Raw genomic sequence first — 1,636 nt, forward strand, 5'->3', positions numbered from 1 at the left:
CACAGTGTTTGGAGCTGTTTTGCGCGTCGGTTATCCACACACCGCCGCCCGCGCTTCTGGTCACTTCGTTCCGACTATCCCGAGAATCTCGCCGGTTTCCGGCGCGATGACGTAGTGGAATGACTTCCCGATCCTGAAGTGCAGCCACGAACACGCCGGACGACATTTCGGATTCGTCGTGTCGGTCATCGTCAAAGGCTCAGGGTTCGAAATCGACCGTCATGTGCCGAGAAGAGAAATATGCGGCGATTGCCGAAATCACGGCTTGACGTGTGATGGCATCGATCGGCCGGTCATCGTGCGGCGGCGCCACGTACTTCATGGAGCCAACGTAGACGACGAATGCGGGACCGTCGTCCGAGACCGGCAGCAATGCTTCACCAGACACCCGGATTGGACGTTCGCCATCGGACAGGTCGATCGCACCACGCGACACCATCAAGACCTCGTACGTCATCGCTTTGCCTCGCGTGGTTCAATCGTTGAAGAACCGCTTCTCGTGGATGCCGGTGATTCTACAGACATGAAGGCCCGCGCATCGCGCGAGCGCTTCACAGCGTTCCGTTTCGGTTGTCCTCTCGCCGCACGAAGTGCATAGCCCGAGCGGATCACAGTCGACGGACTGTGCTTATCCAAAGGTGTTAACAGGGTAACCTCCGTAACGCACTGAATCTTCAACGCGAACCGAAATGCATAACCCTGGGTGCGCGACGTGAACAGCATCCGGGAGCACGGAACAACTTTTCGTCGATTCACAGCCGCGTCGACATATCCTCAATCGTTCCACTGTGAATCCAGAGACTTCCCGGACGGTTATCCAGAGGGCAATGTGGATAACACCACAGCACATCGACGCGTTTTGCTGTGATGCGAACAGATGAAGCCAACACGGCGGGCATCGCCACGCAACATCGATCGGGAACCCCGCGCGGCACGTTTCAAAGAATTTTCACGAAGGGGCTTGTGCTCCCCCAAAACCCTCTCTATAATTCGCGGCTTCTTAGGCTCGTAGCTCAGTTGGTTAGAGCACCACCTTGACATGGTGGGGGTCGTTGGTTCGAATCCAATCGAGCCTACCAACGAACAAAATGAAGGGGTCCGGCAGCACAATTTGCCTACAGGCAACGCGGCTCGCCAACATACAAACGCCACGCGGCAACATCGCGTGGCGTTTTTCTTTTCCGGCCCGAAACAACGCGTGAATCCCCGATACGTTGCGCGATACGCGCCCGGCATCGCATCGTCACCGGCAATCCGATTCGCCACACAACCGCCGCTGCACGGCGCGTAGAATCGTGTGCGCATCGACGCGGCACTTTCGCCCGTCACCCGACTTCCACCGCATCAAAACAACGACGCGCAATCCGCGCGACTGAGAGCACACGATCATGTCCGAGGTCACGACCGCCGCATCATCGGCGAGCAACGACGAAATCGCCGCTTACGTCGGCACGAAAGCCGCCTGGTTCGAACGGAAGTGGGCGATCGCCGAATCGCGCAGGAGCCGGCAGTCGTGGAACTGGGCCGCGTGCTTCCTCGGCCCGGTCTGGATGGCGTATCGATGCATGTACTGGCAGGCGGCCGCCGTGCTTGCCGCCACGCTGGGCATCACGCTGGTCGAGTTGCTGTACTTCCC

General features: G+C 58.8%; 2 protein-coding genes and 1 tRNA gene. 2 read left to right on the forward strand and 1 reads right to left on the reverse strand.

What is annotated here, in order from left to right:
* Positions 1-199 precede the first annotated feature (199 nt).
* Positions 200-457 carry an Imm74 family immunity protein gene (locus AC3IFE_RS21455; protein ID WP_489191878.1) on the reverse strand — a complete coding sequence of 86 codons (258 nt, stop codon included), beginning with the start codon at positions 455-457 and terminating at the stop codon, positions 200-202.
* Between the two features lie 545 nt (positions 458-1,002).
* On the opposite strand from AC3IFE_RS21455, the gene AC3IFE_RS21460 reads away from it, so the two are divergent.
* Both AC3IFE_RS21460 and AC3IFE_RS21465 read left to right on the forward strand, forming a co-directional pair.
* Positions 1,003-1,079: transfer RNA gene (locus AC3IFE_RS21460), tRNA-Val, on the forward strand.
* A gap of 309 nt (positions 1,080-1,388) precedes the next feature.
* A partial coding sequence (locus AC3IFE_RS21465; RefSeq protein ID WP_489191879.1) for a DUF2628 domain-containing protein occupies positions 1,389-1,636 on the forward strand: 248 nt, incomplete at its 3' end.

The sequence above is a fragment of the Burkholderia sp. APQ4-4ca genome, from assembly GCF_057837105.1.

Coding starts and splice junctions, on each gene's coding strand:
- AC3IFE_RS21455 (WP_489191878.1), bottom strand. CDS start 457: ATGACGTACGAGGTCTTGATGGTGTCGCGTGGTGCGATCGACCTGTCC.